This window comes from Frankia sp. AiPs1 (genome assembly GCF_023716945.1).
In the GTDB taxonomy this organism is placed as follows: domain Bacteria; phylum Actinomycetota; class Actinomycetes; order Frankiales; family Frankiaceae; genus Frankia.
In genome coordinates this window covers 1-3,747 of record NZ_JAMQQF010000579.1, presented here as the reverse complement: position 1 = coordinate 3,747, position 3,747 = coordinate 1, and the positions used below count along the sequence as shown (strand labels likewise).

Here is a 3,747-nt window from a genome sequence, read left to right as displayed (position 1 = left end):
GTACTCCAGGGCCAGGCACTCGAGCAGGTCGGCGACGGTGGCCAGCAGCCGGGCCACCAGGGCGACGAGCGTGGCGGGACCGCCCGCGACGGCGGGCGCGAGCGCCAGCACGAGCACCGCCTCGCGGACCCCCGCGCCGGCCGGAACCACCAGTACCAGGAAGCCGGCGGTCCAGGCCAGGGCGTAGGCGCCGACCGAGAGCAGCAGCAGCCGTCCCCCGCCGACCTCGGGGTCGAGATCACGCACGAGCAGCCAGGTCGCCAGGCCATACCAGCAGAAGCTGACCAGCAGCCAGCCGGCGCCGGCGGCGATGGGCCGCAGCGTCAGCGGCTCCTCGAGCGGCGCGCGGTGCAGCAGCCGGAATCCCAGCGCCAGCAGCCGGGACAGCACCGACGGGTAGAGCACGACGGCGAACACCGGGACGGCGGCCAGCGCCCACCAGTATCTCGTGAGCGCGTCGGCGGAGACGAACGGGAGGGTGACCGCCGCGGCGAGGCCCCCGCTGGGCACGGCGAGGGCCAGCACGACCAGGCTCGCCGAGGCCGCCTTCGGCCGGGATACGCCGTAGTCGCGGGAAAGCTCCATCTGGGCGAGGACCGGCCACACGCTGCCGGGGATGTACTTCCCGATCTGGCCGACGAAGAAGATCCGGACCGCCGCTCGCAGCGGCAGCGCGGCGCCGAGCCCGGCCAGCAGCGCCCGCCAGGACAGCACGGTCGTCCCGACGGCGAGGATGGTCGCGATCCCCGCGGCGACGACGCTGCCGACGGTGAGCAGGCGGAACGAGTCCTGCACGTCGTTCCACTGGCTGACCAGGGCGACCACCAGCAGGCCGAGGGCCACCACCAGCGCGCCGCGCACGAGCCACCAGCGCGGGCCGCGCCCGGATCGGCGGGTGGAGGCGGCCGCCGGCTCGGCCGACGCGGTGTGCTGACCCACCGGGCCAGCCTAGGCCGGGACTCTGGCCGCCGGCGCGCCGGCCCCCGAGACCGGCCCCGTCGGGCGGTCATCGGGGGGTGGGAGGTCCCGCCCGGTCCCCACCGACCGCGGCGGACGGCAGGCGTCGATGCGGCGGGGACGGACGAGGACGGAGACGGAGACCGAGACGGGGAAGAAGATGCCGCCCAAACGGGGGCGCCCCACCGCCGGTGGTACCGGTGGTGGGGCGCCGAGTCCGCGAGGCGCGGTAAGCAGCAAGGATCAGTGCTGGGACGATCAGTGCTGGTCGGCGACCTGCTCGCCGGTGCGCTGCGCGCCCGGGGATACCTGGTCCGCGGCCGGGTCGCCCTCCAGCGCGGGCTGGCGCTTCGCGATGGCCTCGACGACCTTGCGGGCGAGGTCCTGCGGAGCGAGACCGACCTCGGCGATGATCTCGTCACGCTTGGCGTGGTCGAGGAAGCGCTGGGCGATGCCGAAGTCGCGCAGTGGAACATCGACGTCGGCGTCGCGCAGCAACTGGGCCAGCGACGACCCGACTCCACCGACCCGGCCGTTGTCCTCGACGGTGACGACGAGGTCATGGTCACGGGCCAGGTCCACCAGCACCGTGGGCAGGGGCTTGACCCAGCGGGGGTCGACGACGGTGATGCCGATGCCCTGGCTGGCGACGAGGCGCGCCACCTCCAGGCAGGTGGTGGCCATCGCGCCCACGGAGACGAGCAGCACCTCGCGGCGCTGGGCCACCGCCGGCGAGCGGAACAGCACGTCCACCCCGCCGATGGTGTCGATCGCCGGCACGTCCGCGGCGACCTTGCCCTTGGGGAAACGGACCACGGTCGGCTTGTCGGTGGTCCCGACGGCCTCCCGCAGTTCGGCGCGCAGGGTCGGCGCGTCCCGGGGAGCGGCAATCGCGAGGCCGGGGACGACCTGCAGGAACGACATGTCCCACATGCCGTTGTGCGACGCGCCGTCCTCACCGGTCACCCCGGCCCGGTCGAGCACGAACGTCACCGGCTGGTTGTGCAGGGCGACGTCCATGAGGACCTGGTCGAAGGCACGGTTGAGGAACGTCGCGTACAGGCACACGACCGGCTTGAGCCCGCCCATGGCGAGCCCGGCGGCCGAGGTGACGGCGTGCTGCTCGGCGATGCCCACGTCGAACACCCGGTCGGGGTAGGCCTTGGCGAACGGGCCGAGGCCGACCGGCTGGAGCATCGCGGCCGTCAGGGTGACCACGTCGGGCCGCTCGGCGCCGAGCTGGACGATCTCTTCGGAGAAGACGTTCGTCCAGCTCGTGGTCTTCGACGTGGACACCGGCTTGCCGGTGGCCGGGTTGATGACGCCGACGCCGTGGAAGTTGTCGGCATCGTCCTGCTCGGCCGGCGGGTAGCCGAAGCCCTTACGGGTGACGCAGTGGACGATGACCGGCCCACCGAAGTCGCGGGCGCGACGCAACGCGGACTCGACCGCGACGACGTCATGCCCGTCGACCGGGCCGACGTACTTCAGCCCGAGGTCCTCGAACATCCCCTGCGGCTGGACGACGTCCTTGATGCCCTTCTTGATGCCGTGCAACGCGTCGAACAGCGGCGCGCCGACCAGCGGCGTGCGGCCGAGGACCTGCTTGACGACGTCGAGAACCTGCTCGTACTCGGGGGCGAGGCGCAGGGCGGCCAGATGGTCGGCGAGGCCGCCGATCGTCGGCGCGTAGGACCGGCCATTGTCGTTGACGACGACGACGACAGGGCGGTCATCCGCCGCGATGTTGTTCAGGGCCTCCCAGCACATTCCGCCGGTCAGCGCGCCGTCACCGACGACCGCGACGACGGCCCGGTCCTCCCCGCGCAGCGCGTAGGCGCGCGAGAGCCCGTCGGCGTAGGACAGGGCGGTCGAGGCGTGCGAGTTCTCGATGATGTCGTGCTCGGACTCGGCCCGGCTGGGGTAGCCCGAAAGGCCACCCCGCTGGCGCAGCCCGTCGAAATCACCCGACCGACCGGTGAGAATCTTGTGGACGTACGACTGGTGGCCGGTGTCCCAGAGGATGCGGTCAAACGGCGAATCAAACACTCGGTGTATCGCCAGCGTCAGCTCGACGGCACCGAGATTGGGTCCGAGGTGGCCTCCGGTACGCGCGACGGCGTGAATGAGGAAATCACGGATCTCGGCCGCCAGGACGCCGAGCTCCTCATGGTCGAGGCGCTTGACGTCCTGGGGACAGCTGATCGTGGACAGAAGCGACACGGCGTGAACTCCCTCTCCCGAAAGGGGATCGGTCCGGGTCCGGCAAAGTCTACGCAGCTCCCCTGCGCGCTCGCAGACGGGCTGACGACATGTGAGTTCCTCGTGGATGGGAAGGCAATAGACCTGCTCGGGGTAAAATGCACCCCCGACTCGCGCACTATTGGTCGGGATGCGAGTACGCAGACGTACCGGTCGCCCCGGCGTGGCGCGCCGACGACACGCCGGGGCGACCGGACGGCGGCGGAGCCGAGCGATCTGTCCCCGCGGCCGCCGCGCGCCCCACCTGCCGTACGGTCTCGGTCACAGCGGGTTCGATTACCTGCGGCTTCAGCAGGGCCACGCATTCGACGTGCGCAGTCATCGGAAACAGGTCGAACGCACGCAGCGAGACCAGCTCGTAACCAGACTCGGATGCCGCGGCCAGGTCTCGGCCCAGAGCCACCGGATCGCATGCGACATACGCGACGGCACGCGGGTGGTGGGCGAGCAGCGCGGCCATGACGGCGGGCCCCGCCCCCGTGCGCGGCGGGTCCAGCACGGCGACGTCCACGCGGCCGGCCGTCGGCC

Annotated in this window: 2 protein-coding genes and 1 pseudogene; all 3 read right to left on the bottom strand. The window is 72.0% G+C overall.

Features of this window, described 5'->3' with window-relative positions; genetic code table 11:
- Window positions 1-939: lysylphosphatidylglycerol synthase transmembrane domain-containing protein (locus ND748_RS27690; RefSeq protein ID WP_251749145.1), on the bottom strand; the 939-nt coding region annotated here is incomplete at its 3' end.
- 276 nt (window positions 940-1,215) lie between these two features.
- Entirely contained in the window at window positions 1,216-3,180 is a 1,965-nt protein-coding gene (gene dxs / locus ND748_RS27685; RefSeq protein ID WP_251749144.1) for a 1-deoxy-D-xylulose-5-phosphate synthase, read from the bottom strand.
- 157 nt (window positions 3,181-3,337) lie between these two features.
- Window positions 3,338-3,747 (bottom strand): annotated as a pseudogene (locus ND748_RS27680) (class I SAM-dependent RNA methyltransferase); the annotation flags it as partial.